The 26177-nt window shown below is 58.8% G+C and carries 26 protein-coding genes, 1 pseudogene and 1 riboswitch; of the genes and pseudogenes, 8 read left to right on the top strand and 19 right to left on the bottom strand.

Annotation, left to right across the window (positions count from 1 at the left end):
- Nucleotides 1-11: 11 nt before the first annotated feature.
- Both ACM6IV_RS01780 and cobO read right to left on the bottom strand, forming a co-directional pair.
- Complete coding sequence (locus ACM6IV_RS01780) at nt 12-1361, bottom strand: cobyrinate a,c-diamide synthase (RefSeq protein ID WP_414868488.1); 1350 nt, start codon at nt 1359-1361, stop codon at nt 12-14.
- Nucleotides 1358-1969 (bottom strand): cob(I)yrinic acid a,c-diamide adenosyltransferase, encoded by a 612-nt coding sequence (gene cobO, locus ACM6IV_RS01785; protein ID WP_003223053.1) that lies wholly within the window; start codon nt 1967-1969, stop codon nt 1358-1360. The genes ACM6IV_RS01780 and cobO overlap by 4 nt, the downstream gene beginning before the upstream one ends.
- A gap of 80 nt (nt 1970-2049) precedes the next feature.
- Nucleotides 2050-2280, bottom strand: a riboswitch (cobalamin riboswitch).
- A 163-nt stretch (nt 2281-2443) separates the two neighbouring features.
- Here cobO and ACM6IV_RS01790 point away from each other — a divergent pair.
- Both ACM6IV_RS01790 and ACM6IV_RS01795 read left to right on the top strand, forming a co-directional pair.
- On the top strand, nt 2444-3028 hold the full coding sequence (locus tag ACM6IV_RS01790) for a hypothetical protein (protein ID WP_414868489.1): 585 nt from the start codon (nt 2444-2446) through the stop codon (nt 3026-3028).
- Between the two features lie 66 nt (nt 3029-3094).
- Nucleotides 3095-4408: a PQQ-dependent sugar dehydrogenase gene (locus ACM6IV_RS01795; RefSeq protein ID WP_414868490.1), complete on the top strand. Its 1314-nt coding sequence runs from the start codon at nt 3095-3097 to the stop codon at nt 4406-4408.
- 136 nt (nt 4409-4544) lie between these two features.
- Here ACM6IV_RS01795 and ACM6IV_RS01800 read toward each other — a convergent pair whose 3' ends face one another.
- The 5 genes from ACM6IV_RS01800 to ACM6IV_RS01820 form a co-directional block, all read right to left on the bottom strand.
- A complete protein-coding gene (locus ACM6IV_RS01800; protein ID WP_127651543.1) occupies nt 4545-5081 on the bottom strand; it encodes a C40 family peptidase in 537 nt (178 codons plus the stop codon).
- Nucleotides 5082-5298: 217 nt separating this feature from the next.
- Nucleotides 5299-5916: a C40 family peptidase gene (locus tag ACM6IV_RS01805; protein ID WP_414868491.1), complete on the bottom strand. Its 618-nt coding sequence runs from the start codon at nt 5914-5916 to the stop codon at nt 5299-5301.
- Nucleotides 5917-6130: 214 nt separating this feature from the next.
- Nucleotides 6131-6835, bottom strand: coding sequence for a DnaA regulatory inactivator Hda (gene hda / locus ACM6IV_RS01810; RefSeq protein ID WP_007919828.1), 705 nt, complete (start codon nt 6833-6835; stop codon nt 6131-6133).
- A 206-nt stretch (nt 6836-7041) separates the two neighbouring features.
- Nucleotides 7042-8115: an AI-2E family transporter gene (locus ACM6IV_RS01815; RefSeq protein ID WP_414868492.1), complete on the bottom strand. Its 1074-nt coding sequence runs from the start codon at nt 8113-8115 to the stop codon at nt 7042-7044.
- Nucleotides 8116-8149: 34 nt separating this feature from the next.
- Entirely contained in the window at nt 8150-9220 is a 1071-nt protein-coding gene (locus tag ACM6IV_RS01820) for a DUF2066 domain-containing protein (RefSeq protein WP_414868493.1), read from the bottom strand.
- Between the two features lie 373 nt (nt 9221-9593).
- Here ACM6IV_RS01820 and purM point away from each other — a divergent pair, with 373 nt between their 5' ends.
- From purM to ACM6IV_RS01835, 3 genes are read left to right on the top strand one after another with little or no spacing between them, the layout of a single operon-like run.
- On the top strand, nt 9594-10652 hold the full coding sequence (purM, locus tag ACM6IV_RS01825) for a phosphoribosylformylglycinamidine cyclo-ligase (RefSeq protein ID WP_414868494.1): 1059 nt from the start codon (nt 9594-9596) through the stop codon (nt 10650-10652).
- Nucleotides 10652-11302: a phosphoribosylglycinamide formyltransferase gene (purN, locus tag ACM6IV_RS01830; RefSeq protein ID WP_414868495.1), complete on the top strand. Its 651-nt coding sequence runs from the start codon at nt 10652-10654 to the stop codon at nt 11300-11302. The genes purM and purN overlap by 1 nt, the downstream gene beginning before the upstream one ends.
- 8 nt (nt 11303-11310) lie before the next feature.
- On the top strand, nt 11311-12024 hold the full coding sequence (locus tag ACM6IV_RS01835; RefSeq protein WP_095114118.1) for a DUF3108 domain-containing protein: 714 nt from the start codon (nt 11311-11313) through the stop codon (nt 12022-12024).
- 275 nt (nt 12025-12299) lie between these two features.
- On the opposite strand, the gene ACM6IV_RS01840 is transcribed toward ACM6IV_RS01835, so the two are convergent.
- The 3 genes and pseudogenes from ACM6IV_RS01840 to ACM6IV_RS01850 form a co-directional block, all read right to left on the bottom strand.
- Nucleotides 12300-13163, bottom strand: coding sequence for a methyl-accepting chemotaxis protein (locus ACM6IV_RS01840; protein WP_414868544.1), 864 nt, complete (start codon nt 13161-13163; stop codon nt 12300-12302).
- Nucleotides 13155-13925 (bottom strand): annotated as a pseudogene (locus tag ACM6IV_RS01845) (MCP four helix bundle domain-containing protein); the annotation flags it as partial. The pseudogene ACM6IV_RS01845 and the gene ACM6IV_RS01840, both read right to left, overlap by 9 nt.
- A 130-nt stretch (nt 13926-14055) precedes the next feature.
- Nucleotides 14056-15111 (bottom strand): amidohydrolase family protein, encoded by a 1056-nt coding sequence (locus tag ACM6IV_RS01850; RefSeq protein WP_414868496.1) that lies wholly within the window; start codon nt 15109-15111, stop codon nt 14056-14058.
- Nucleotides 15112-15239: 128 nt separating this feature from the next.
- Between ACM6IV_RS01850 and ACM6IV_RS01855 the strand changes: the two genes are divergently transcribed.
- Both ACM6IV_RS01855 and ACM6IV_RS01860 read left to right on the top strand, forming a co-directional pair.
- Entirely contained in the window at nt 15240-15656 is a 417-nt protein-coding gene (locus ACM6IV_RS01855; RefSeq protein ID WP_414868497.1) for an OsmC family protein, read from the top strand.
- A 61-nt stretch (nt 15657-15717) separates the two neighbouring features.
- Nucleotides 15718-16584, top strand: a complete 867-nt coding sequence (locus tag ACM6IV_RS01860; protein WP_414868498.1) for a pirin family protein — start codon at nt 15718-15720, stop codon at nt 16582-16584.
- Nucleotides 16585-16794: 210 nt separating this feature from the next.
- Here the strand turns inward: ACM6IV_RS01860 and ACM6IV_RS01865 are convergent, their stop codons facing one another.
- The 4 genes from ACM6IV_RS01865 to ACM6IV_RS01880 all read right to left on the bottom strand — a co-directional run bounded on the left by ACM6IV_RS01865 (nt 16795) and on the right by ACM6IV_RS01880 (nt 20503).
- On the bottom strand, nt 16795-17523 hold the full coding sequence (locus ACM6IV_RS01865; RefSeq protein WP_414868499.1) for a dienelactone hydrolase family protein: 729 nt from the start codon (nt 17521-17523) through the stop codon (nt 16795-16797).
- 68 nt (nt 17524-17591) lie between these two features.
- Complete coding sequence (gene htpG, locus ACM6IV_RS01870; RefSeq protein WP_414868500.1) at nt 17592-19496, bottom strand: molecular chaperone HtpG; 1905 nt, start codon at nt 19494-19496, stop codon at nt 17592-17594.
- Nucleotides 19497-19577: 81 nt separating this feature from the next.
- Entirely contained in the window at nt 19578-20030 is a 453-nt protein-coding gene (locus ACM6IV_RS01875; RefSeq protein WP_414868501.1) for a PaaI family thioesterase, read from the bottom strand.
- A complete protein-coding gene (locus ACM6IV_RS01880; RefSeq protein ID WP_414868502.1) occupies nt 20027-20503 on the bottom strand; it encodes a PaaI family thioesterase in 477 nt (158 codons plus the stop codon). Before ACM6IV_RS01880 ends, ACM6IV_RS01875 begins: the two co-directional genes overlap by 4 nt.
- Before the next feature lie 158 nt (nt 20504-20661).
- Here ACM6IV_RS01880 and ACM6IV_RS01885 point away from each other — a divergent pair, with 158 nt between their 5' ends.
- Entirely contained in the window at nt 20662-20898 is a 237-nt protein-coding gene (locus ACM6IV_RS01885) for a hypothetical protein (protein WP_007959016.1), read from the top strand.
- Nucleotides 20899-20975: 77 nt separating this feature from the next.
- On the opposite strand, the gene ACM6IV_RS01890 is transcribed toward ACM6IV_RS01885, so the two are convergent.
- From ACM6IV_RS01890 to sucC, 5 genes are all read right to left on the bottom strand, one after another.
- Entirely contained in the window at nt 20976-21377 is a 402-nt protein-coding gene (locus tag ACM6IV_RS01890) for an MAPEG family protein (protein ID WP_414868503.1), read from the bottom strand.
- On the bottom strand, nt 21377-22114 hold the full coding sequence (locus ACM6IV_RS01895) for a DUF599 domain-containing protein (protein ID WP_414868504.1): 738 nt from the start codon (nt 22112-22114) through the stop codon (nt 21377-21379). The genes ACM6IV_RS01890 and ACM6IV_RS01895 overlap by 1 nt, the downstream gene beginning before the upstream one ends.
- Nucleotides 22115-22308: 194 nt before the next feature.
- Nucleotides 22309-23622, bottom strand: coding sequence for a branched-chain amino acid transport system II carrier protein (gene brnQ, locus ACM6IV_RS01900; protein ID WP_414868505.1), 1314 nt, complete (start codon nt 23620-23622; stop codon nt 22309-22311).
- 400 nt (nt 23623-24022) lie between these two features.
- Nucleotides 24023-24907: a succinate--CoA ligase subunit alpha gene (gene sucD, locus ACM6IV_RS01905; RefSeq protein WP_186551045.1), complete on the bottom strand. Its 885-nt coding sequence runs from the start codon at nt 24905-24907 to the stop codon at nt 24023-24025.
- Nucleotides 24907-26073: an ADP-forming succinate--CoA ligase subunit beta gene (gene sucC, locus ACM6IV_RS01910; RefSeq protein WP_186551046.1), complete on the bottom strand. Its 1167-nt coding sequence runs from the start codon at nt 26071-26073 to the stop codon at nt 24907-24909. The genes sucD and sucC overlap by 1 nt, the downstream gene beginning before the upstream one ends.
- Between the last annotated feature and the right edge of the window lie 104 nt (nt 26074-26177).

A 26177-nucleotide genomic window follows, 5' to 3' on the forward strand; every position in this document is an offset into this window, starting at 1 on the left:
GGGGTGCTTGCTCAAGAAACGCGATCCCCTGTGGGAGCGAGCTTGCTCGCGAAGGCGGCCTCACGGTCTGGCGCAAACAATGCGGCAATCGCAGTCGGATTCGACGGGAAATAGAAGTGCACATAAGAAGCCGTCATCCGCCCCTCGCGATAAACCGCCTCCGCCCCACGCCCACCGTTCGGACTCAGGCCACGGGCAATCGGCGTCAACTCAGTCGTCGTCAGGGAATGGTGATAAGTGTGGCCACGCAACGAACCTTCCGGCAGTTCGACCGCCTGCAACGCCAACGCAGCCAGACGCTTTTGCATTACTGCATCGCCCTTAAGCAGGCCGACCAGCTCAGCGCGGGTACCTTCAACATCTGTCAGCGAATCAAGCAAATAAAGCATGCCGCCACACTCGGCGAGCAACGGTTTCCCGGCCGCATGATGCGCACGGATCGCCTCAAGCATCGCAGTGTTCTGCGACAACGCAACGTGGTGCAATTCTGGATAACCGCCCGGCAAATACAGGCTGTCCGCCGCAGGCAATTGCGTGTCGCGGATCGGCGAGAAGAAACTCAACTCGGCGCCCATCGCGCGCAACAGATCGAGACTGGCGCCGTAAGTGAAAGCAAACGCTTCATCACGGGCGACAGCAATTCGCACGTTTTTCAGCAACGGTTCGACGGCGATCACATCAGGCGCGGCGAATTCCACGGCCGGTGGCAACGCTACCTCGCAACTGCTGGCCAATGCATCGGCGGCGGCATCGAGACGCATATCCAGATCATTCAGTTCGCTGGCCTGGACCAGGCCGAGATGGCGACTCGGCAGTTCGATACCGGTTTCGCGAGACAGCGCGCCGTACCAGCGCAAACCTTCGGTGAGACTGCCTTCGAGCAACTGCGCATGACGCAGGGTACCGACACGATTAGCCAGCACGCCAGCAAACGGCAGATCCGGCTGATACTTCGCCAAACCCAGCGCCAGCGCACCAAAGGTCTGCGCCATGGCTGTGCCGTCGATCACGCCGAGCACCGGCACACCGAAGTGCCGTGCCAGATCGGCGCTGGACGGCGTTCCGTCGAACAGGCCCATTACGCCCTCGATCAGAATCAGGTCCGCCTCGGCAGCGGCTTCCCACAACAGACGACGACTTTCCTGTTCGCCGACCATCCACATGTCCAGTTGATACACCGGCGCACCGCTGGCGCGCTCGAGAATCATCGGGTCGAGAAAGTCTGGGCCGCATTTGAAGACGCGCACCTTGCGCCCGTGGTTGCGATGCAAACGGGCCAGTGCGGCGGTAACGGTGGTCTTGCCCTGACCGGAGGCCGGCGCGGCGATAAGGACCGCTGGGCAGTGACGTGGTTGATTCAAAGTTCGACGCCTTTCTGCGCTTTGATACCGGCCTGGAAGGCGTGCTTGAGCATGCCCATTTCAGTGACCGTGTCGCCCATCTCGATCATTTCCGGCTTGGCCGCACGACCGGTGACGATCACGTGCTGCATCGGCGGACGCGCCTGCAAATCACTGAGTACCTGATCGAGATCAAGGTAGCCGTGCTTGAGGGCGATGTTCAATTCGTCGAGCACCACCAGACCGATCGACGGATCGCGCAGCAATTCGCGGGAGACCGCCCACGCGGCTTCGGCGGCAGCGATGTCACGCTGACGATCCTGGGTTTCCCAGGTGAAGCCCTCGCCCATCACATGAAAACGCACCTGCTCGGGGAAGCGCCGGAAGAACAGCTCTTCACCCGTGCTGTTGCGGCCCTTGATGAACTGCACCACACCGCACTGCATGCCGTGGCCCATGGCGCGGGCGAGCATGCCGAACGCCGAGCTGCTTTTGCCTTTGCCGTTGCCGGTCAGCACCAGCACCAGGCCGCACTCGTCGGGCGAGTTGGCGATGCGTTCGTCGATCACGGCTTTCTTGCGCTGCATACGCGCCAGATGGCGTTCGTCACGCTCGGGGGAATCAGTCATTGGGGAGCTCTCCGTTGAGGCTGGATAACGGCGGGCAGGCACAAGAATAGACGGCAAAAAGCCTGGCATCGCCCACCGTGATGCCGCTGGATGGATCAGGCCGGTCTCCGGGCTCATGAGCGGCGTTGGCCTGACTGCGCGCCTTCCCGCTTCTTTCGAGGCAGTGGCTCATGGCGCAGTTTTCACTCATTTACCGTTGCGGGGGCAGCGCCGGGATCGTCATTGTTCTTCAGTTGAAGACAACCCTCACCGGCTTCCCTGTTTCACTCTGTCGACGCAGGTCACAGAGCACCTGAAACAAGCCGCGAAGGTTAGAGGGTTGGGGATGGAGCGTCAATTAAAGAGGCAGCCATCGGGGCGAATAACTGCCGCCGATCAATTATCTGACGCCTGTCTTGTGCCATGCTGAGACAAGTGATATCAAAGAGCCATGCTTTTCCCGAAAAGCCCATCACAACAATAAGGATGATGACGATGCAAGGCATGATCATCAGCAACCCGCGCCTGGAATTCCTGCGCCCGGTGCTTGAACGCTGGTTTGACTGTATCGACCGCTACAACGCCGTGCGCGGCGACAGCGACACCCCTTACTGGCATGACGAGAAAGCCAATCTCGGCTTGCTCTCGGCGGCGGCCTGGATGGCGGAGCTGGTGACTTTGAACGAAACTGCCACGCGCAAGCAGAACGAAGGAGGCGAGCGCAACGCTCGCGCCGATCTGCTTCTGGCCGGTGCCGAAGACCGCGCCTTTATCCAGGTCACTCAGCGCTGGCCGAAGGTTACCCACCTGAATCTGACCCAAGCCCTGCTCGACATCACCAACGACGCCAAACGCATAAGCTATGCCAGCGATCTCAAGCTCGGCTGCCTGTTTGTCGCTCCACAGAAAGCCCAGCACAGCGCCAGCCCCGAAGAGTTGCAGGACATGGTCGACGATCTGCAAAAGGAACACACTTGCGCGGTCGCCTGGTATTTCCCCTACGCCTACCGCAAGTTACGCAGCGAAGCGGGCCACTATCACCCGGGCATCGCCGTGCTGTTCAAGGAAGCCCGCGGCTGAGCAGTTGAACCATCGGGCTTGCGCCCTCCTCTATGATTAGGAATGCATTCATAGGGAAGATCAGCAATGCGCAAGCCCCAGCTCGTTTTTGTCATCGCCTTCGCCGGAGGGCTCGCCGCCTGCGGTGAGACCTCCAGCCTGCAAGTCTCCGACGGTACCGGCCCGTCGCCGAAGCTGCCTGAACCGAACAAGACCCTGATCCCGACGGTGAACATCGCCCCGGCGATCGGCTGGCCCGAGGGCGGCAAACCGACAGCGGCGGCTGGCACCCAGGTGGCAGCGTTCGCCGAAGGCCTCGATCATCCGCGCTGGTTGTATGTGCTGCCCAACGGCGATGTGCTGGTGGCGGAAACCAATGCCCCGCCAAAACCGGATGACAGCAGCGGGATTCGCGGCTGGGTCATGAAGAAGGTCATGGGCAAGGCCGGCGCTGGCGTGCCAAGCCCAAACCGCATCACCTTGCTGCGTGACGCCGACCACGATGGCGTCGCTGAGACGCGCACAGTGTTCCTGCAAAACCTCAACTCACCTTTCGGCATGACCCTGGTCGGCAACGATCTGTACGTCGCTGATACCGATCGCTTGCTGCGCTTCAACTACGAACCCGGCGCGACCGAGATCAAGTCGCAGCCAATCAAGGTTGTCGATTTGCCCGGCGGCACGCTGAATCACCACTGGACCAAAAACGTCATCGCCAGCAAGGACGGCAGCAAGTTGTACGTCACGGTCGGGTCGAACAGCAACGTCGGCGAAAATGGTCTGGATAAGGAAGAAGGTCGCGCCGCGATCTGGGAAGTTGATCGGGCGACCGGCAACCACCGCATCTTCGCCTCGGGCATCCGCAACCCCAATGGCCTGGCCTGGGAACCCACCAGTGGCGCGCTGTGGACGGCAGTGAATGAGCGCGATGAAATCGGCAGTGACCTGGTGCCGGACTACATCACTTCCGTGAAGGACGGTGGGTTTTATGGCTGGCCGTTCAGTTACTACGGCCAGCATGTGGATGTGCGTGTGTCGCCGCAAAACCCTGAGCTGGTGGCCAAAGCCATTGCCCCGGATTATGCAGTCGGGCCGCACACTGCGTCTTTGGGCCTGACGTTCGCCGAGGGCAACAACCTGCCGGCGCAATTCAAGGAAGGTGCCTTTATCGGCCAGCACGGCTCATGGAATCGCAAACCGCACAGTGGCTACAAAGTGATTTTCGTGCCGTTTACCGGCGGCAAGCCGAGTGGCACACCGGTGGATGTGCTGACCGGATTCCTCGACAAGGATGAGAATGCATTTGGCCGGCCGGTGGGCGTGGTGATCGATCAGCAAGGTGGCTTGCTGGTGGCGGATGATGTCGGCAACAAGGTTTGGCGAGTCTCAGCCACAAAGTGATGTTGAATGTGACCTGAAACAACTGTGGGAGCGAGCCTGCTCGCGATAGCGGTCGATCATTCAACATTGATGTTGAATGTGACACCGTCATCGCGAGCAGGCTCGCTCCTACACATTAGATTATGGGCAACTTGAATTACGGGTTATGCGCCAGATGCTCCGGCTGCAGCACCCGCTTGGCGCTCAGATAAGCCTTTTGCCAATACGCCTTCGACAGACTGTCCAGCTTCACCGTACCGCCCGTGGCCGGCGCATGCACAAAGCGCCCTTCGCCGACATAAATCCCCGCATGACTGACCTGCGAGCCGCCATTGGTGGCGAAGAAGATCAAGTCGCCGGTCTGCAAGCCCTCCTTGCCGACATTCGGCGCCTGCATGACGATCATCTCGCGCGTGGAGCGCGGCAGCGAAATCCCTGCCGCATCACGGTAGACAAAACCGATAAGCCCGCTGCAATCAAACCCGGAATCCGGCGTGTTGCCGCCCCAGCGATACGGCGTGCCCACCAAACCCAGCGCACGGAACAGCACGTCCTCGGCAGCGGGCGAGAAAGATTGCGAGGGACCGAACACAACCGGCGCGCGAACCACCGGCGCAGGGGGCGGCGTGCGACTGGCGCAGGCGCTGAGCAGCGCTGCGAAAAAGATCAAAGCAAGGCGGGCCGACATCGTCATAAGCAGAACATCCTGATCTGGCTGCGGCTTTTTCTGCCGACGGACAGAAAACAAAACCGCCTGCGTAAGCACGCAGGCGGTTTGCCATCAATATGATTCAGGATTCTAGCGGCTACGCGGCAAACTTCAAGTAAGACTTTAACTTCACCTTGTAAAGTCCAGGTCTACTCCGTTGCCGGGAGCCGGTCGTCGCTGCGAACGCAGCGACATCGGGGAATTACTTGCGAGCGGTGACAACAGTCGGAGCGTTGGCCAGAGCGCGTTTCGCTTCGATGAAGGTCTTGCTCCAGTAGCTGTCACCCAGGCTGTCGATGCGAACACCGCCGCTGCGACGACTGCTGGAGTGGATGAACTGGTTGTCACCCAGGTAGATACCGGCGTGACTGACGCGACCGCGACGACCGTTGGTGGCGAAGAACAGCAGATCGCCCGGCTCAAGGTTGCTGCGTGACACCAGCGGCGCATCAACGTTGATCATCTCGCGGGTCGAGCGTGGCAGGTTCATGCCAGCCTCTTCGCGGAACAGGTAGCCGATGAAACCGCTGCAATCGAAACCGGCTTCAGAGGTACCGCCGAAACGGTAGCGGGTACCGATCAGGGACATGCCGCGTTCGAGGATGCTGTCGGCCAGAACAGGAAGCTGATAAGGCTTCTTGCCATTGAATTCGTTGAGTTCTTTTTCCGTGTCCAGCTCTTCCTGGTAAATAACGGAAGACTGGGCCGTGGCAGAATTTTTAACCTGTTGAGGCTGCTCTTGAACTGGAGAATGAGCAGCGCAACCGTATAACAGGGTGACGAGTGCGAGAGGCACGAGGGGTGCGAAGCGCTGTAGCATGGGCACGACCGTGGCTGATAGTTGTAAAGAAGCCGAGACTATGCCCGCTATCAGCCTCATTTGCAAATTCAATCGATCTTTTTGTGACTTCCCGGTTTCTCGTTTACATCTAAGCGCTTAAGCCCATTTGAACCGATACGCAGCCTGCAAATCGTGCAGGAAAGCGGATTTTCTGACGCCTGAAATATGCCAAAACACGCTAAAAGCCGCGCCGTTACCAGCCCAGCGTTTCTTTCAGGAAGGGAATGGTCAGCTTGCGCTGAGCCTGCAACGAGGCCTGATCGAGCTGTTCGAGCAAGTCGAACAGTGCACTCATGCTACGGGTACCGCGAGTCAAAATGAAATGCCCGACTTCGTCAGTCAGGTGCAAACCGCGACGCGATGCGCGTAGTTGCAAGGCGCGCAATTTGTCTTCATCGGAGAGCGGGCGCATCTGAAAGATCAGCGCCAGGGTCAGGCGCGATTTCAAGTCAGCCAGTTTGACCGGCAGTTCACGCGGAGAGGTTGAAGCGGCAATCAGCAGGCGCCGACCGCTGTCACGCAGACGGTTGAACAGATGAAACATCGCCTCTTCCCAGTCAGCCTTGCCGGCAATCACCTGCAGGTCGTCCAGGCAAACCAGTTCGTACTGTTCGAGGTTATCGAGGATTTCGACGCCGCGATCCATCAACTCGGCCAACGGCAAGTACACCGCCGGCTCACCCATCTGCTCGAAACGCAGACATGCGGCCTGCAACAGATGCGTACGCCCTACGCCGTGTTTGCCCCACAGGTAGATCAGGCTTTCTGTCCAGCCGGCGTCGGCTTCGCATAGACGCTCGACATAGCCGAGTGCAGCGGCATTGGCGCCTGGGTAGTAGTTGATGAAGGTGGCGTCGTCACGCAGACGCACACCTAGGGGCAGCTGAATCGGTTTCATGCTGACTGAACAGTTCTCAAGGAACCGTTAGTGGCCTCTGTGTAAAGTTTGCGAAGTTTATACCCGTGAAGCTGAGCGCACAATGCGACAGAGTCCAAGCAAAATCAAAGGTTTGCGTTAACACGCTGGTTTTATGACAGATTCTTTGGCGCCAGCGCCTGCAGGACGCGGGCCAACCCGGCTGTTCGCCGGGCCGCCCTGCCCGATTACAACTCAGGCTCGTCGACACCACTATAGATGTCAGAATCCTTGTACAAATCGTGCACATGGCGCACCAGCACCATGATCACCGCCGCCACCGGCAACGCCAACAGCACACCGGTGAAACCGAACAGCTCGCCACCAGCCAAAATCGCGAAGATCACCGCCACCGGGTGCAGACCGATACGATCACCCACCAGCAGCGGCGTCAGCACCATGCCTTCCAGCGCCTGACCGACCATGAACACCGCGACGATCCCGACCATCGGGTATAGATCGCCACCGAACTGGAACAAACCGGCAATCAGTGCCGCGCCAATACCGATCACGAAGCCCATGTACGGCACGATGGCCGCCAGACCCGCGATCAGACCGATCAACAGCCCCAGCTCCAGCCCGACAATCATCAGGCCCGCCGCGTAGATCACGCCCAGCGCCACCATCACCAGCAACTGACCGCGAACAAACGCGCCCAGCACCTCATGACATTCACCGGCCAGCGATACGATGGTCTCTTCCCGATCACGCGGCAGCAAGCTGCGGATCTTGGCCATCATCACATCCCAGTCGCGCAGCAGGTAGAAACTTACTACCGGGATCAGCACCAGATTGGCCAGCCAGCCGATCAACGCCAGACTGGAGGCCGTTGCCTGACTCAGCACCACGCCGACAATGTCGGTGGTCTGCCCCATGTGCTCGCTGATCGCGGCCTTGACCTTGTCGAACTTCCAGAAACCGTCCGACAACCCCAGCTTCGACTGTGCCCACGGCACTGCCGTGTGCTGCAGCCAATCGAGCATCTGCGGCGCCAGTTCGTACAAACGCAGCAACTGCTTGGCGAGCATCGGCACCAACACCAGCATCAGCGCCGTGACGATCAGGGTGAACAAAGCAAACACCGCGATCACGCCCCAGGTGCGCGACATACCAAGTCGCTCCAGGCGATCCACCAGTGGATCGAACAGATAAGCCAGCAGCAGCGCCACCAGAAACGGCGTGAGGATCGGGTGGAGCAACCACACAAACGCGCAAAGCAGGACAACCCCACCGAGCCAGAACCAACGCCGCGTATCGGCCATGTACCACTCCTGTAGCTTCTATATAAGGAAAGACTTACCAGCGAAACCGCAACGACGGTGCTGCCGGGGTCGGGGCCGGAGCCGCAACCGGAGCCGCAACCGGTGCTGCACCTGCAACCGCAGGCTGTGGTGCAGCCACCGGAACTGGCGCCTCTGCCGGCAACTCCTGCAACTTGGCCAGCGACAACTGCGCACGCATCTGATCGGCGCTGCCATTGACCCGATAGACGATGCGATCGCCGTCAACACTTTGCAGACGCACGCCAAACGGTTCGAGTAACCGCAACAGCGCCGCGTAATGCTCCAGATTCATACCCTGCACTTCCAGAGTCTGCTGCCCTGAAGCACCAGGTTTGGCGACAAAACGTGGCGCCAGACGCTCAGCCACCGCCAGCATCACCGCGTCAGCGACAGCGGCCTGATCGGCGCCCTGCACACTGCCTGCCTCTTTCTGATCGCCCAGCCACAGGTGCCATTTCGCTTGCCACTGCCCGCCTTCTTCACGGGCATGCACTGCCAGCAAAGCGTCAGCGTTGTAGCGTTCGGAGGCACCGCGCAACGGTGCCGGATCCGTGCCTTCCAGCGCTGGCGCCGTGGCAACCAGTTGCTCGCTCAGGTCTGCCAACGGCAGACGCAATGGCAAGCCGCGATGTTGCGCAGCTCGACGTAACGGCGCAGCAGCGGACTGACCGTCGCCAACCAGATTCGCCCCCTCAGCCGAGTCATTCAGCCACCAACTCAGAATCGACGGGCGACTGGCGCCCCACACCGACAAGCCGGCACGACGCAGCGCCTGCTCGGTGGTCGCCGGATCGAAATCGACCTTCAGCACCTCCGGCGGCCCGGCATCGAAACCGAATTGACTGATGATCTGCTGCGGATCCTTGCGAATCGCCGCCAACCCCGGGTTTTGTGCAGCTTTCGGATCGCCCGTCAAACGCAGCACCAACGTATCCAGCGCCGCCTGCGTGGCACGATCACGTTCTTCCGGTGCCTGACCATTGACCGGCTCACGCACTTGATAAAGGCCTTTGAGGTTTTCGGCGTGACTCGCCAGGCTGATCAGAGACAAACAACCCACTAACAACAATTTACAAAAACGCATGGAAAATTCCCGTCGACAGGAGCGGCTGGAACAGGCCGCGTGAATCGGTTGAGCAAGGCTGTGACAATCTGCCAGCACCAAACATTCACACGACAGCGGTAAGTTTTTGCACAGTGATAACGATAGACGGTTAATCGCCCCACCTTATACAGGCGTTCATTCGCCTCAATTGCAAAAAATTTCCGTGGATATGGCCCTGCCCGTCGGTGCGAGGATGGCCGCTGCCCCTCAAGCCTGATAAAATCGCGCGCCTTCGCAGACCGGCAACAGCCGGGCACCTCGAAACTCGCGTGAGGCCATCGCCCCGTCGATTTCGATGTTCCCGCTGAACTCGGTCGTTACCCCTGAATCCCCTCCCCTAAAGGCCTGGATCATGAGCAAGCAACCCTCCCTGAGCTACAAGGACGCCGGTGTAGACATCGACGCCGGTGAAGCATTGGTCGAACGCATCAAGAGCGTCGCCAAGCGCACTGCGCGCCCGGAAGTCATGGGCGGCCTGGGCGGTTTCGGCGCCCTCTGCGAAATCCCGGCCGGCTACAAGCAGCCAGTACTGGTTTCCGGCACCGACGGCGTCGGCACCAAGCTGCGTCTGGCGCTGAACCTGAACAAGCACGACAGCATCGGTATCGACCTGGTTGCCATGTGCGTGAACGACCTCGTCGTTTGCGGCGCCGAGCCACTGTTTTTCCTCGACTACTACGCCACCGGCAAACTCAATGTCGACACCGCTGCCCAGGTTGTGACCGGCATCGGCGTTGGCTGCGAACTGTCGGGTTGCTCGCTGGTTGGCGGCGAAACCGCTGAAATGCCAGGCATGTACGAAGGCGAAGACTACGACCTGGCCGGCTTCTGCGTCGGCGTCGTGGAAAAATCGGAAATCATCGACGGCTCGAAAGTCGCCACCGGTGATGCGCTGATCGCGCTGCCATCGTCCGGCCCGCACTCCAACGGCTACTCGCTGATCCGCAAGATCATCGAAGTGTCCGGTGCCGACATCGAAAACACCCAGCTCGACGGCAAACCGCTGACCGATCTGCTGATGGCCCCGACCCGCATCTACGTGAAGCCGCTGCTCAAACTGATCAAAGACACCGGCGCCGTCAAAGCCATGGCCCACATCACCGGTGGCGGCCTGCTCGACAACATCCCGCGCGTTCTGCCAAAAGGCGCTCAGGCTGTGGTTGACGTGGCTAGCTGGACTCGCCCTGCCGTATTCGACTGGCTGCAGGAAAAAGGCAACGTTGACGAGACCGAGATGCACCGCGTGCTGAACTGCGGCGTCGGCATGGTTATCTGCGTGGCTCAGGAACACGTAGAAGTTGCGCTGAACACCCTGCGTGACGCCGGCGAACAGCCTTGGGTCATCGGTCAGATCGCTGCTGCTGCCGAAGGCGCTGCTCAGGTTGACCTGCAGAACCTTAAGGCTCATTAATGTCCGCAACCTGTGATGTCGTGGTGCTGTTGTCCGGCACCGGCAGTAACTTGCAGGCTCTGATCGACAGCACGCGGACCGGCGACAACCCGGTCCGCATCGCTGCAGTGATTTCCAATCGCGCCGACGCCTACGGCCTGCAACGCGCCAGTGACGCGGGTATCGCCACCCGCTCACTGGATCACAAGGCATTCGAAGGTCGCGAGGCCTTCGATGCTGCCCTGATCGAACTGATCGACGAATTCCAACCGAAACTCGTGGTGCTGGCCGGCTTCATGCGCATTCTCAGTGCTGATTTCGTTCGCCACTATCAGGGTCGCCTGCTCAACATCCACCCGTCGCTGTTGCCCAAATACAAAGGGTTACACACTCATCAGCGCGCGCTGGAGGCCGGCGACACTGAGCATGGCTGCTCGGTGCACTTCGTCACCGAGGAACTCGATGGCGGACCACTGGTCGTACAGGCAGTATTACCGGTAGAGTTGCACGACACGCCGCAGAGTCTGGCGCAGCGAGTCCACGTTCAGGAACACCTGATCTATCCGATGGCAGTGCGCTGGTTTGCCGAAGGCAGACTGGCACTCGGGGAACACGGTGCTGTACTGGACGGCCAGTTACTCGCGGCCAGCGGCCACTTGATTCGAAACTAGGAGATATTATGCGTCGCGCCCTGCTCTTCGCTTGCGCTCTGCTCGCCCTGCCCTTCGCGCAGGCAGCGGAACTTCAACCGTTCTCCGCCAGCTACACCGCCGACTGGAAGCAACTGCCCATGAGCGGCACCGCCGAGCGCAGTCTGGTCAAGGAAGCCAACGGCGTCTGGAAGCTCAGCTTCAAGGCCTCGATGATGATCGCCAGCCTGACTGAAGAAAGCACCCTGACCCTCGACAAGGACACGCTGCTGCCGCAGTCCTACCACTTCGAACGTGGTGGCCTGGGCAAAGCGAAAAAGGCTGATCTGGATTTCGACTGGAACAGCAAAATGGTCACCGGCACCGACCGTGGCGACGCGGTGAAAATCCCGCTGAACCGCGGCATGGTCGACAAGTCCACCTACCAGCTGGCGCTGCAGCATGACGTCGCTGCCGGCAAGAAGACCATGAGCTATCAAGTGGTCGATGACGGCGAAGTCGATACCTATGACTTCCGCGTGCTGGGTTCGGAGAAAGTCGAGACCAAGGCTGGCCAGATCGATGCGATCAAGGTCGAGCGCGTACGCGACCCGACGCAAAGCAAGCGCATCACCGTCCTCTGGTTCGCCAAGGATTGGGATTACCTGCTGGTTCGCCTGCAACAGGTTGAAACCGACGGTAAGGAATACAACATCATGCTCCAGGACGGCACCGTCAACGGCAAAACCGTTAAAGGCAGCTGATCCGCCGCAAGAACAAAGAGCCCCGCGAAATGCGGGGCTTTTTTTGTCTGCTGGATTGGAGATTTGTGCCAGCCTTGCCCCTCACCCCAGCCCTCTCCCAAAGGAGAGGGAGCCGACCGAGATGTCTGGCGCTATGCATCGACCTGCATGATCGAGTCGATTATGGATTCACCAAAGAACACGCAGGTCGGCGTAGCTCTTTAATTCGCCACGGTCAGTCCCCTCTCCCTCTGGGAGAGGGTTAGGGTGAGGGCAGCCTCAGGTTCACCACACAATCAAACCGAAAACTTCGCCACCATGCTGTTCAAATCCACCGCCAGCCGCGAAAGCTCCTGACTCGCCGCACTGGTCTGATTGGCCCCCGCCGAGGTCTGCATCGCCAGATCGCGAATGTTCATCAGATTGCGATCCACCTCCCGCGCCACCGCTGCCTGCTCTTCCGAGGCACTGGCGATCACCAGGTTACGCTCGTTGATCAAGGTAAACGCCGAGGCGATCTCCTCCAACGCCACGCCAGCAGCCTTGGCCAGTTCCAATGTCGAACGCGCCCGCACATTACTCTGTTGCATCGAGCCGACCGCCGAATCAGTGCCCTGCTGAATGCCGCCGATCATCTGTTCAATCTCTTGCGTCGACTGCTGGGTGCGATGCGCCAAGGCTCGCACCTCATCTGCCACCACGGCAAACCCGCGCCCGGCATCACCAGCGCGGGCGGCCTCGATCGCGGCGTTCAGTGCCAGCAGATTAGTCTGTTCGGCGATCGAACGAATCACATCCAGTACCTTGCTGATGCCATGAACCTTCTGCGCCAGATCTTCTACCTGCGAAGCGTTATTGGTCACGTCTTCGGCGAGGAACTCAATCGACGCAACGGTCTGCTGCACTTGTTCACGACCATGCTGGGCGATGCGGTCGGATTCACGCGAAGCCTGCGAAGTCGCCACCGCATTGCTGGCTACCTCCTCCACCGCAGCGGTCATCTGGTTGACCGCCGTGGCGGCCTGCTCGATCTCCAGGCTCTGCTGATGCAGTCCGCGGGTAGCGTCTTCCGTGACGCAACTCAGCTCCTCCGACGCCGAAGCCAATTGGCTGGAGGACTCGGAGATTTGCCGAATCGTCTCGCGCAGGTTGTGCTGCATGCTCTTGAGCGCCTGCAGCAGCCGCGCCGGTTCGTCCTTGCCGCTGATGCTGATATCACCGGTCAGATCACCACCGGCCACCACCTCGGCGACACCCAGCGATTGCGCCAGCGGCAGCACGATGCTGCGCGTCAGCAGTAGGGCCAGGCCAATGGTGATCAGCGCGGTAACGCCGATCATCACCCCTACCCAAACCCGCGCACTGGTAAACACCAGCCGCGCTGCTTCGGTGGCGAGATTGGCATTGTGTTTATTCAGCTCAACCAGTTCGCGCAGGATGACCGCGATCTCGTCAGCCAACGGACTCATCTGACCGTTGAGAATGGTCGCGGCCTCCTCGACCCGATTCTGCGTCGACAACTGCATGACCTGCGCTTGAAACTCCAGATACTGGTGCTCGGCAACCTTGAAACGGTCGAACAGCTTGCGCTCCTCGGGCAACACGATCAGCACGTCATAACGCTGCTGGGCCTCGCTCAGCACTCCGCGCAGATCATTGAGCTTGGCGACATTCTGCTCCAGCGCCTGCGGATCGCGATTGAGCAACAAGCGCATGGTCAACGCGCGCAGGCGCAGCATGTCCTGACTCATCTCACCGACGGCCATCACACTCGGCAGCCAATTGTTATCGACCTCGTCGGACTGCGCGCGCATGTTCGACATTTGCAGCAGGGCGAACGCGCCAAGGGCAAACACCATCAACGCCAACACACCAAACCCCAGGCCGGCGCGCGGGGCAATATTGAGACTTCGAATACTCATTGCTGTGGTTCCTTCCAAAAGTGCTGCATCAATCCTGCAGCGGGTTGCTTTAGAAGGTATCGGCCCGGCGAAAATTTGCGTAAGACGAAAAGGCAATATCAAAAGGCCTTGATCCTTCGAACCGTTGGTATTAACGATTCAGCGTGCTTTTGCCGGACTTGGACGCCGTTCGCGGCAAGATTGCCAGGAAGTTGTCCCGAGCGACTTTTTTCGCAACGCCTTCTGGCAACGCGTCAAGAAACGGCTTGAAGCTGTGCATTTCCCCACCGAGCTTATTGAAGCGCCCGACCACATCCGAGCCGAGCATGAAGCGCTCCGGGTATTTCTCCACCAGCGCCAGCCACTCCGCGCGCGGCGTGCCCTGCTCGTCCAGCAGGTACGGGGTGAGCATGCTCCAGGACAGGTCGATAAACAGGTTGGGATACGCCTCAAGCATGCGCGTCAGTGTGGGCAGCAAAAACTCCAGTTGCGTTTGATGCCGATGAATTTCAGCGCTGGTTCCAGCGTGCGCCCAGATGAATCGCGTGTGCGGATGATTACGCAGTGGCTCTTCGATTTCCTTCAGGTAAAGCGGATTTTTCTCACGCTTGGAGGTGATGTTCGAATGCAGCATCACCGGCAGATCGTTCTCAGCGGCCAGATGATAGATCTTGGTCATCGCTTCGTTGTTGGCCCGCGGCGTGTCGCCGGACGTCAGCGCTGTGAGGTCGTCATGCCGGGTGAACACCTCGCCGATGCCCTGCCACAGTCCCGGATAAAGATCGAGCATGCGCTGGATGTGCGCGGCGGAATTCTTGTCGTTGGGATTGAAGCCCGACAGGAACGGGTGGAAGTACGGGCGCTGCTCGGCGCTGAGCTTTTGCACGGCATCAGCAATGATCACATCGGTCGCGCTGTACCAATAGGCATCAGCGTCATCACCGGCGTAATAGCGCGGTCGCTTGGGTTCGTCTTCGTGCCACTTCTTCGCCACCGGAATACCGGAAATCATCACATGCTCGACAGAACCGTCCTTCATCGCCGTCAGCAATTTCGCCATCCCTGCGCTTTCCTGGAAAAAATCCACGTAATGCAGGTGCGCATCGCTGTAGGTGTATTCGCGGGCACTGGTGCTGCCGGCTACCAGCAACAGGCAGGCGAGACTCAAACGATACAGGGACACAAGTAATCTCCAGGAAGTCGGCATAACCTAGACCCCGCCCTGACGACAAGGGTTCATCCCGCGGGAAAGTGGAACGCGTACCGGTGGGAATGCTCTATAACTGCAAGGTCTTGTTTGATCGAACGACTTTTCCTACTGCCTGTGAGGTTCCCATGACCATTACCGTCAATACCGTCTCCGCTGAAGGTTTTCGTCACACCGTACAGATTGATGACCACGAATTGTTTGCCGACGTACCGAAGACCGCCGGCGGTGAAGGCACCGCGCCTGAGCCGCACGACTACTTCGACGCAGCACTGGGTGCCTGCAAAGCCCTGACCCTGAAGATGTACGCGAAGAAGAAAGACATTCCGCTGACCGGCGTCGGGGTCGAGGTCAAACGCGACAACAGTGAAGAGCAAAAAGGTAAATACGCCCTGCATGTCACCCTCACCCTCAAAGGCGTGCTGACCGATGCCCAGCGTGAGGAACTGCTGCGCGTTGCCGACCGTTGCCCGATTCACAAGCTGATGACCACCAGCGAAGTGACGATCGAAACCCACGCCCCGCAAGGCTTCGACAGCCAATAATCCTCCTGATGCCAGCGGCGGGTTATGCTTCTGGCATCACCCGCTCAGCCTGGAATGCACCATGGACACGCCACTCCTGATCATCCGCCCGCGCGCCGAAGACGTCGAAGGCCAGCCGATTCTGCGCCCGTTGCCGTCAGCCAAATGCCGCAGCGTCGGGCCTTTCGTGTTTTTTGATCACATGCTTGAGACGGTTTATCCGCCGGGCAAAGGCATGAACATCCGACAGCACCCGCACATCGGTCTGTCGACGCTCACGTATCTGTTCGAAGGCCAGATCCAGCACAAGGACAGCCTCGGCTCGAATCAGGTGGTCAGTGCCGGAGATGTCAGCTGGATGACCGCTGGCAGCGCGATTGCACACGTTGAACGCACGCCTGAGCCGTTGCGGGAACAGCACTTTACGATGCACGGCTTGCAGATCTGGCTGGCGTCGCCCAAAGATCACGAGCAAGGCCCTGGGCATTACAGCCATCACCCGGCGGCGACCTTGCCGGTCAGCGATAACCTTGGCGTGCAGATTCGGATGATTGCCGGGTCAGGCTTTTGTCTGGAATCACCGGTGCCGGTGCTTTCTCCTACGTTGTATGCGCAAGTGAAGATGCAGACGGCGACCACCCTGCTGATTCCGACCGAGCATGAAGAACGGGCGGTGTACGTGTTAAGCGGGGATGCGCAGTTGAATGGCGAAGCACTGGAACCGCATGCGCTGGCGGTGTTGCCGGCCGGGGAGGAAATGAGCCTGTTTGCCGAGAGCGATGTGCACGCGGTGGTGTTCGGCGGCGCGCCGCTGGACGGCCCCCGGCGGATCAACTGGAATTTTGTTGCAAGCGATCCGGCGGCGATTGATGAGGCACGGCGTAAATGGGCGGCCGGGGACTGGCCGACGGTGCCGGGGGAAGTTGAGCGGATCGAGTTGCCGCGCTGAAAAGCTACCCTCACCCCAGCCCTCCCGAAACGTCGGACCGCCCGGAGGGAGAGGGGGCCGACCGAGGTGTCTGTGGTAATACATCGACCTGAAAAGTCCTGGCGATTATGGATTCAGCACAGCCCTATCAGGTCGGCGTAGTCCTTCAGCATCCCCCAATCAGTCCCCTCTCCCTTTGGGAGAGGGTTAGGGTGAGGGGCTTTTCGCTTTTCAGCCCTTAAATACTTCATCCAGCAAATCATGCATCGACTTGAACGCGCGCTTGGCGGTCTTCGCGTCGTACATCATCTTGCCCGGCACATTGGCATGGGGATCGGTAAACGAGTGCACCGCACCGCCGTAGCTCAGCAACTGCCAATCGACCTTCGCCGCGTTCATTTCGTCCTCAAATGCCGGCAATTGCTCTTTCGGCACCAGCGGATCGGAAGCGCCGTGCAACACCAGCACCGCGCCCTTGATGTTCTGCGCATCCGCCGGGTTCGGCGAGTCCAGCGTGCCATGGAACGACACCGCAGCCTTCACCGGCGCCCCCGTACGGGCCAGATCCAGCGCACAGCAACCGCCGAAGCAGAAACCAAACACCGCCAGCTTCGAGGTATCCACGGCCGCTTCGCCCTGCTTCTGCAACTGCTCGAAAGCCGCCTGCATACGTTTGCGCAGCAGCGCACGGTCATCCTTCAGCGGCATCATGGCCGCGCCCGCCTGATCAGCATTTTGCGGACGTACTGCCTGACCGTAGACGTCAGCGATCAACACTACATAGCCCTTGGTCGCGACCGACCTGGCGATCTCTTCGGCGCCGGCGCTGACACCCATCCAGTTCGGTGCCATCAACAAACCCGGACGCGCGTCTTTGTGCTCAGCGTCAAACGCCAGACGACCTTCATAAGGCTGGCCATCAATCTGATAGACCACGGAACGTACAGTGACTTGGCTCATTTCTGACTCCTGATTTGATAAACACCAGAATGAAAAAACCCGCCGAAGCGGGTTTTTCTGCAACTTGATTAAACCGACAGTTCAACCAGCAGCTTGTTCAGACGGCGCACGTAAGCCGCCGGATCCTTCAAGCTGTCGCCGGCAGCCAGCGCGGCCTGATCGAAGAGGATGTGCGACAGGTCGCCAAACCGCTCTTCGCTCTGCTCGCCATCGAGTTTCTCGATCAGCGGGTGGCTCGGGTTGAATTCGAAGATCGGCTTCGAATCCGGCACCTTCTGCCCGCTGGCTTCGAGGATCTGCCGCATCTGCAGACCCAGGTCCTGCTCGCCGATGGCCAGAATGGCCGGCGAATCGGTCAGACGATGGGATACGCGGACTTCAGCCACCGAATCGCCCAGCGCAGTTTTCAGACGCTCAACCAGACCTTCTTTGGATTTGGCGACTTCTTCTGCGGCTTTCTTGTCCTCTTCCGAGTCCAGGTTGCCCAGATCGAGATCACCACGTGCCACGTCGACGAAAGTCTTGCCGTCGAACTCGCTGAGGTAGCTCATCAGCCACTCATCGATGCGGTCGGTCAGCAGCAGCACTTCGATGCCTTTCTTGCGGAAGACTTCCAGGTGCGGGCTGTTCTTGACCTGCGCATAGGTTTCGCCGGTGAGGTAGTAGATCTTGTCCTGACCTTCCTTGGCGCGTGCCAGGTAGTCGGCCAGACCGACGATCTGCTCGCCGTCGTCGCCATTGGTCGAGGCGAAACGCAGCAGACCGGCAATTTTTTCCTTGTTGGCGAAGTCTTCTGCCGGGCCTTCTTTCATGACCTGACCGAAGTTCTTCCAGAAGCCTTTGTATTGCTCAGGCTCGTTCTTCGCCAGTTTTTCCAGCATGTCGAGCACGCGCTTGGTCAGCGCGGTTTTCATCGAATCGATGATCGGGTCTTTCTGCAGGATCTCACGCGACACGTTCAGCGACAGGTCGTTGGAGTCGACCACGCCTTTGATGAAGCGCAGGTACAGCGGCAGGAACGACTCGGCCTGATCCATCACGAACACGCGTTGCACGTAGAGCTTCAGACCTTTCGGCGCTTCACGCTGGTACAAGTCGAACGGTGCGCGGGCCGGCACGTACAGCAGCGAGCTGTATTCGAGCTTGCCTTCGACTTTGTTGTGGCTCCAGGCCAGCGGATTTTCAAAGTCGTGGGCGATGTGCTTGTAGAACTCCTGGTATTCCTCGTCCTTCACTTCAGTGCGCGGACGGGTCCACAGGGCGCTGGCGCGGTTGACGGTTTCCCACTCAACGGCCGGAGTTTCTTCGCCTTCGGCCGGAGTGACTTCCTTCGGCAGTTCGATAGGCAAAGCGATGTGGTCAGAGTACTTCTTGATGATGTTGCGCAGACGCCAGCCATCGGCGAACTCGTCTTCACCGGATTTCAGGTGCAGGACGATGCGGGTGCCGCGCTCTGGTTTGTCGATCGTGGCGACTTCGAACTCACCCTCGCCTTTCGATGACCAGTGCACGCCTTCGCTTGCAGCGGTGCCGGCGCGACGGCTGTAAACGTCAACCTTGTCGGCGACGATGAAAGCCGAATAGAAGCCCACACCGAACTGGCCGATCAGGTGCGAATCCTTCTTCTGATCGCCCGAGAGATTCTTCATGAAATCGGCAGTGCCCGATTTGGCGATGGTCCCCAGGTGGGTGATCACATCGTCACGGTTCATGCCGATACCGTTGTCTTCGAGGGTGACGGTCTTGGCGTCCTTGTCAAAGCTCACACGGATTTTCAGATCAGCGCCGCCCTCAAGCAACTCTGGCTTGGCCAGGGCTTCGAAGCGCAGTTTGTCGACAGCGTCAGAGGCGTTCGAGATCAATTCGCGAAGGAAGATTTCCTTGTTGGAATACAGCGAATGGATCATGAGGTGCAGCAGCTGCTTTACCTCGGTCTGGAAGCCCAGGGTTTCCTTTTGAGTTTCCACACTCATGGTCATCAAACTCCAATCAGATGGCATTGGCCGCGACCCGAATGGTCGGCGGCGGGTTGTCATGTGAGTTTGGGGCGCTGTTCAGGATTTCAAGGGCTCATCGATTTTGAAGTGCGCGCGAGCGGTGGCAATCGGTTCGCTTTCGGTACTTTGCCAGGCAGTGATGGCGACGTTGGCGACGCGGCGCCCCTGACGGCAGACCTGACACTTGGCCCAGGTATCGCGGAACTGCCCGGCGCGCAGGTAATCGAGGGAGAAGTCGATAATTTTCGGCACCCCCGGTGCGCCAGTGAAAATCAGCAGGTGCAAAGCGGCGGCCAACTCCATGAACCCGGCAATCACCCCGCCGTGGATCGCTGGTAATAAAGGGTTACCAATGTTGTCCTTGTTCGCCGGCAGCTTGAACAGCAATTCATCGCCTACACGCGAGCATTCGATGCCGATCAGCCCGGCGTACGGGATCAGTTCCAGCAATGGCGCGTAATCACCTTGGCCGTGGGCCTGTTGCAGTCGCTGCTTGAGATCTTCGCTCACTGCTTTTCTCCCTTGATCACGCCGCCGAATCCTTTTGTGCCTTTGATATTTTTGCCCATACGCATGAATGTGCCGACGACATGGGCGATAGGCTGCTCAGGGTCATCCTGATAAGCAAAGCCCCGGGCAAAGATCACATCGGTGGTCACCCGGTAGCACTGGGCGAAGCCGTAGACATTTTTGTGCGGCTCGGCGGCGTGCATGTAATCGATGCGCAAATCGAGGGTCGGGCACACCTCGAATTCCGCAAGTACGCACAAGGTCGACATCCCGCAGGCCGTGTCCATCAATGAAGTAATCGCGCCACCATGAATCACTCCGGTTTCGGGGTTGCCGACGATTTTCGGGCTATATGGCAACATCACCGTGAGCCCTTCGCTGGAGGCGCTGTGCACCTGTAAACCAAGCACCTGACAGTGACGCAACGCTGATAGAAACCGTGTCGCACGCTCAAAAACGGTGTTTTCGGCCATTTGATAAATACTCTCGTTAAAGCCTTTTGCCAGTAGTGAGCAAAACAGCAAAAGTTCCGTATAAAAACAAACTTATATATCTGAAAGAAATGAGGAACTTAACCTGTAGCGCCAGGTTCTTAAGGCCAGTAGTTATTTTCCATAAGGAGAAACACCCCATGCGTAAGACTTTAGCTATTGCCTTGATGTTGACCGCTTCCCTCGGTCTCGCTGCCTGCGATAAAAAATCCGAGGACAAAGCTCAAGATGCCAACCAACATGCTGAACAAGCTCAGCAAGACATGAACAAAGCTCAGGATAAGGTGAACGACGCAGCGAAAGAAAACGCCGAAGCTGCCAAAGCTCAGGCAGAATCGAACGCTGCTGCACAAGAAGAAGCTGCCAAGAAGCAATAATCCGCTTCTTGTTGCAGAAAAAGAAAACCCGCCAAGTGCGGGTTTTCTTTTGCCTGTCATTCAGTACCGAGATTGCCTTAGAGCAAGACAGTTCTAAAAGTCGGACTAATCATCAGCAACAGTGAGACCACCAGGCCAACTAGCCAGACCAGGCTGCGCAGTTTGGGTAGATCGGCCAGATAAAACCACAAGTAGAGGATCCGCGCGATCACGAAGATGATCGCCAATGTATCGATCAGCCAGCCCGCCGTTTGCGTGGTGTGCGCCATCAGCACGCCGACCGCGAACAGGATGAATGCTTCGATACTGTTCTGGTGAGCCGCCAGCGCCCTCGCGCCATAGCCGGTCAGTTGCGCTTGTTGTTGGCGCGGCAAGTGGTTGTTGTATCCACCCTGCTCTTTCATCGCCTTGCCCACCGGCATACGTGCGATATAGATCAGCAATGCACTGATAAACACACACCAGAATGGAATACTCATCAAGCAGCCTCTTTGTTCGCCTCGGGGATCGAAGCCTCTGTAGGGGTATAGACCATGACATCGAGAACATCGGAATGAAACTCGCGGCGGTACAGAACCACGACCACGCCGGCACTCATCAGCATGAACAGCCACGGACTGACAAACCAGGCCAGCATGCTCATGCCGAAATAATAGGAACGCAAGCCGAAGTTGAATTGGTTGGCCGCCATCGAAATCACCCGCGCGGCTCGCAAGGCGAAGGCCTTGCGCTCCTGCTCCGACACCTGCCGCTCGCCGATCATCGGCGCCGAGCCCACTAGCACGGCAGCAAAGTTGTACTGACGCATGCACCAGCTGAAAGTAAAGAAGGCGTAGACAAACACCATCGCCAGACACAGCAACTTGATTTCCGACATGCCCTGCGACGCTTGCTGCACCATCGGGATATCCGCCAGCAACGACACCGCCCGCTCGGACGCACCAAGCACGGTGAGAATACCGGCGAGGATAATCAATGTGCTCGAGGCGAAGAACGAGGCATTGCGTTCCAGATTACCGATCACGCTGGCATCGGCGATGCGGTTGTCACGCAGCAGCATGCGGCGCATCCAGTCTTCACGGTACAGGTGCAACACACTGGCCAGACACGCGGTATCGCGGGCCTTCCAAGTGGCGTAACGGGTGTAACCACCCCAGCAGATGACAAACCAGACGGCGGCGAGCAGGTGGATCAGATTGGCTTGGATGAACGACATGCAATTCCTTGTGATGAGGAGCGGTGAATCGGAAAACTGTGGGTGCGACCTCCCACATGGACATCAGGCAACCCTTCGACGTTAGCTCAGGGAAAAAGACACTGCCCGACACACATAAAAAATGCCCCGTATCGATTGATACGGGGCATTTCTGTTTAGGCGTTGAAAACCCGCTTGTGGCGGGTCAACCAACGTCAGGCAACCGCTTCGCTGCGCTTGCCCAGCAGGCGATCGCAAACCACTGCAACCACCAGGGTCATCACGCACGGCACCAGCCACGCCAGGCCCTGCTCGCTCAGCGGCAGGTGGGACAACTGCGCCGGCATCCAGTCGGCAAGACCGGCGCCTTTCAGCGCATCGATGGTGCCGAAGATGAACGACACCAGCATCACCGGGCCGATAATGCGGCCATGTTCATGCCAGAAGTCTTTGCAGAAGCTCAGCGCGACCAGAACGATGCAGGGCGGGTAGATCGCCGTCAACACCGGGATCGAGAAGGCAATCAGCTTGGTCAGGCCCAGGTTGGACACCAGCAGCGAGAACGCCGCCAGAATGATCACCAGCGTCTTGTAGGACAGTGGCAGCACACGGCTGAAGTACTCAGCGCACGCACAGGTCAGGCCGACCGCGGTCACCAGACAAGCCAGCGAGATCAGCACCGCGAGAAACCCGCTGCCCAGCGAACCGAAGGTGTGTTGCACATAGGCGTGCAGTACCGCGGCGCCGTTGGTTGCGCCCACGGCCACTTCATGACTGCCGGAACCGAGGCGGAACAGGCTGACATACACCAGCGCCAGACCGACACCGGCGATCAGGCCGGCGATGATTGCATAACGGGTGATCAACGCCGGTGACTCGACGCCACGAGAGCGGATCGCGTTAACGATGACGATGCCGAACACCAGCGCGCCCAGGGTATCCATGGTCAGATAACCATTGATGAAGCCTTGGGAGAATGGTGCGGCCACGTACTCAGGCGTGCCGTGGCCAATGTCACCCGCTGGCAAGGCGAATGCCGCGATACCAAGTACCGCCAGGGCGATGATCTTCAGCGGCGCGAGGAAACGGCCCACGGTGTCCAGCAAACGCCCAGGGTAGAGCGAAATGAAGAACACCAGCAGGAAGTACACCGAGCTGTAGAGGAACAGTGCCAGCGGACTTTCGCCAGTCAGCGGCGCCAGGCCGACTTCAAACGATACGGTTGCGGTACGCGGGGTGGCGAACAACGGGCCGACCGCCAGGTAGCACGCCGCCGCCAGAATGCCGCCGGCAATCTTGCCGATCGGGCTGCTCAATGCATCCATCGCCCCACCGACCTTTGCCAGTGCAACGACGGTGATCACCGGCAGACCCACCGCAGTGATCAGAAAGCCCAGCGCAGCCATCCAGACATGAGGTCCGGCCTGCAAGCCCACGATAGGCGGGAAGATAATGTTGCCAGCCCCAACGAACAGGGCAAATGTCATAAAGCCAAGTGCCAGGATGTCCTGACCTTTCAAAACTTTCATTAAGGTAATACCACACTACTGAAATCGGAATTTAGAGGGGGATTGCCCTGTGGGATTAGGGAAATGCTGTCGATCCGTATGGGACTGACCCTTAAAGCGCGTGGCTACCTTGTGGGCGGCGGACGCAAAAATGGCTGCCAGCCTAACGAATTCGGCAGACAAACGCACTGTTAGAGGGCGAACTATCCGATACACGACGTTTCAGTGTCGCGTTTTTGCATGTAATTGGGTAAATGCCTATAAATCGCCTTCGCGAGCAAGCTCGCTCCCACTGGGGAATGCGTACAAATGTGTGCGAGCTTGCTCGCGAAGGCGATATCACTGATGACGCAGGTGCCAGAAACGACAAAGGCCACCCGAAGGTGGCCTTTGTTGCTGGAGCTAAAAAGTCAGCCGTGGCTTACTTCTTTACTTCCCAACCAGTCAGCTCGGCCAGGGCCTTGCCGATGTCTGCCAGCGAACGCACGGTTTTAACGCCTGCGTCTTGCAGCGCAGCGAATTTCTCGTCTGCAGTGCCTTTGCCGCCAGAGATGATTGCGCCAGCATGGCCCATGCGCTTGCCCGGAGGAGCAGTCACACCAGCGATGTAGGAAACAACCGGCTTGGTCACGTGTGCCTTGATGTAGGCAGCCGCTTCTTCTTCAGCCGAACCGCCGATCTCACCGATCATCACGATCGCTTCGGTCTTCGGGTCTTCCTGGAACAGCTTCAGGATGTCGATGAAGTTCGAACCCGGGATCGGGTCACCACCGATGCCGACGCAAGTCGACTGACCGAAACCGGCGTCAGTGGTCTGCTTCACAGCTTCGTAGGTCAGGGTGCCGGAACGCGAAACGATACCGACCTTGCCTGGCAAGTGAATGTGACCTGGCATGATGCCGATCTTGCATTCGCCGGGGGTGATCACGCCTGGGCAGTTAGGGCCGATCAGGACTACGCCCAGCTCGTCGCACTTAACTTTGGCGTCCAGCATGTCCAGGGTAGGAATGCCTTCGGTGATGCAGACGATCAGCTTGATGCCGCCGAAGGCCGCTTCCAGGATCGAGTCCTTGCAGAAAGGAGCCGGAACGTAGATCACGCTGGCGGTAGCGCCAGTGGCTGCTACTGCGTCTTTAACGGTGTTGAACACTGGCAGACCCAGGTGCTCGGTGCCGCCTTTGCCAGGAGTTACGCCACCAACCATCTTGGTGCCGTATTCGATGGCTTGCTGGGTGTGGAAACTACCTTGCGAACCGGTAATACCCTGGCAGATAACTTTGGTGTCTTTATTGATCAGGACGCTCATTATTTGCCCTCCGCAGCTTTGACAACTTGTTGAGCAGCGTCGGTCAGGCTGGTAGCAGCGATGATGTTCAAACCGCTTTCTGCCAGTACTTTAGCGCCCAGCTCAGCGTTGTTGCCTTCAAGGCGAACAACAACCGGGATTTTCACGCCGACTTCTTTCACAGCGCCGATGATGCCTTCGGCAATCATGTCGCAGCGAACGATGCCGCCGAAGATGTTGACCAGTACTGCAGCGACGTTGGTGTCGGACAGAATGATCTTGAACGCTTCAGTAACGCGTTCTTTGGTAGCGCCACCACCTACGTCGAGGAAGTTGGCTGGCTTGCCGCCATGCAGGTTGACGATGTCCATGGTACCCATGGCCAGGCCAGCACCGTTGACCATGCAACCGATGTTGCCTTCCAGTGCTACGTAGTTCAGTTCGAACTTGGCAGCGTGCGCTTCGCGCGGATCGTCCTGCGACGGATCGTGGAAAGCCTTCAGCTTAGGCTGACGGTACATGGCGTTGGCGTCGATGTTGATCTTGGCATCCAGGCAGTGCAGATCGCCGTCAGCCTTGATCACCAGCGGGTTCACTTCCAGCAGAGCCAGGTCGTGGTCTTTGAACAGCTTGGCCAGACCTACGAAGATCTTGGCGAACTGAGTGACCTGCTTGCCTTCCAGACCCAGCTGGAATGCCAGCTCGCGACCCTGGGATGGCTGAGCGCCAACCAGTGGATCGATAGTGGCCTTGAGAATTTTTTCTGGAGTGTCGTGAGCGATTTTCTCGATGTCCACGCCACCTTCGGTGGAAGCCATGAACACGATGCGACGGCTCGAACGGTCAACGACAGCGCCCAGGTACAGCTCTTTAGCGATATCAGTGCACGATTCAACCAGGATCTTGGTGACTGGCTGGCCATTGGCGTCAGTCTGGTAAGTCACCAGACGCTTGCCCAGCCACTGCTGTGCGAAGGCTTTGGCGTCTTCTTTGCTGCGAACCAGCTTGACGCCGCCCGCTTTACCGCGACCACCGGCGTGAACCTGGGCTTTGACGACCCACTCGTTGCCGCCGATTTTGTCGCAAGCTTCTGCTGCTGCTTCCGGGGTGTCTACTGCGTAACCAGTGGAAACTGGCAGGCCGTATTCAGCGAACAGCTGCTTACCCTGATACTCGTGAAGATTCATGCTTTTTACCGTCTTCGTTAGGTACTGCGCATTCGGCGCTGCGCTCGTTTGAGTGCCGCGCCACCTGTGACTGCTGCTTGCGTAGCTGGGCTACGCAAGACTGC

This window comes from Pseudomonas sp. IT-347P, assembly GCF_949768005.1.
GTDB lineage: Bacteria > Pseudomonadota > Gammaproteobacteria > Pseudomonadales > Pseudomonadaceae > Aquipseudomonas.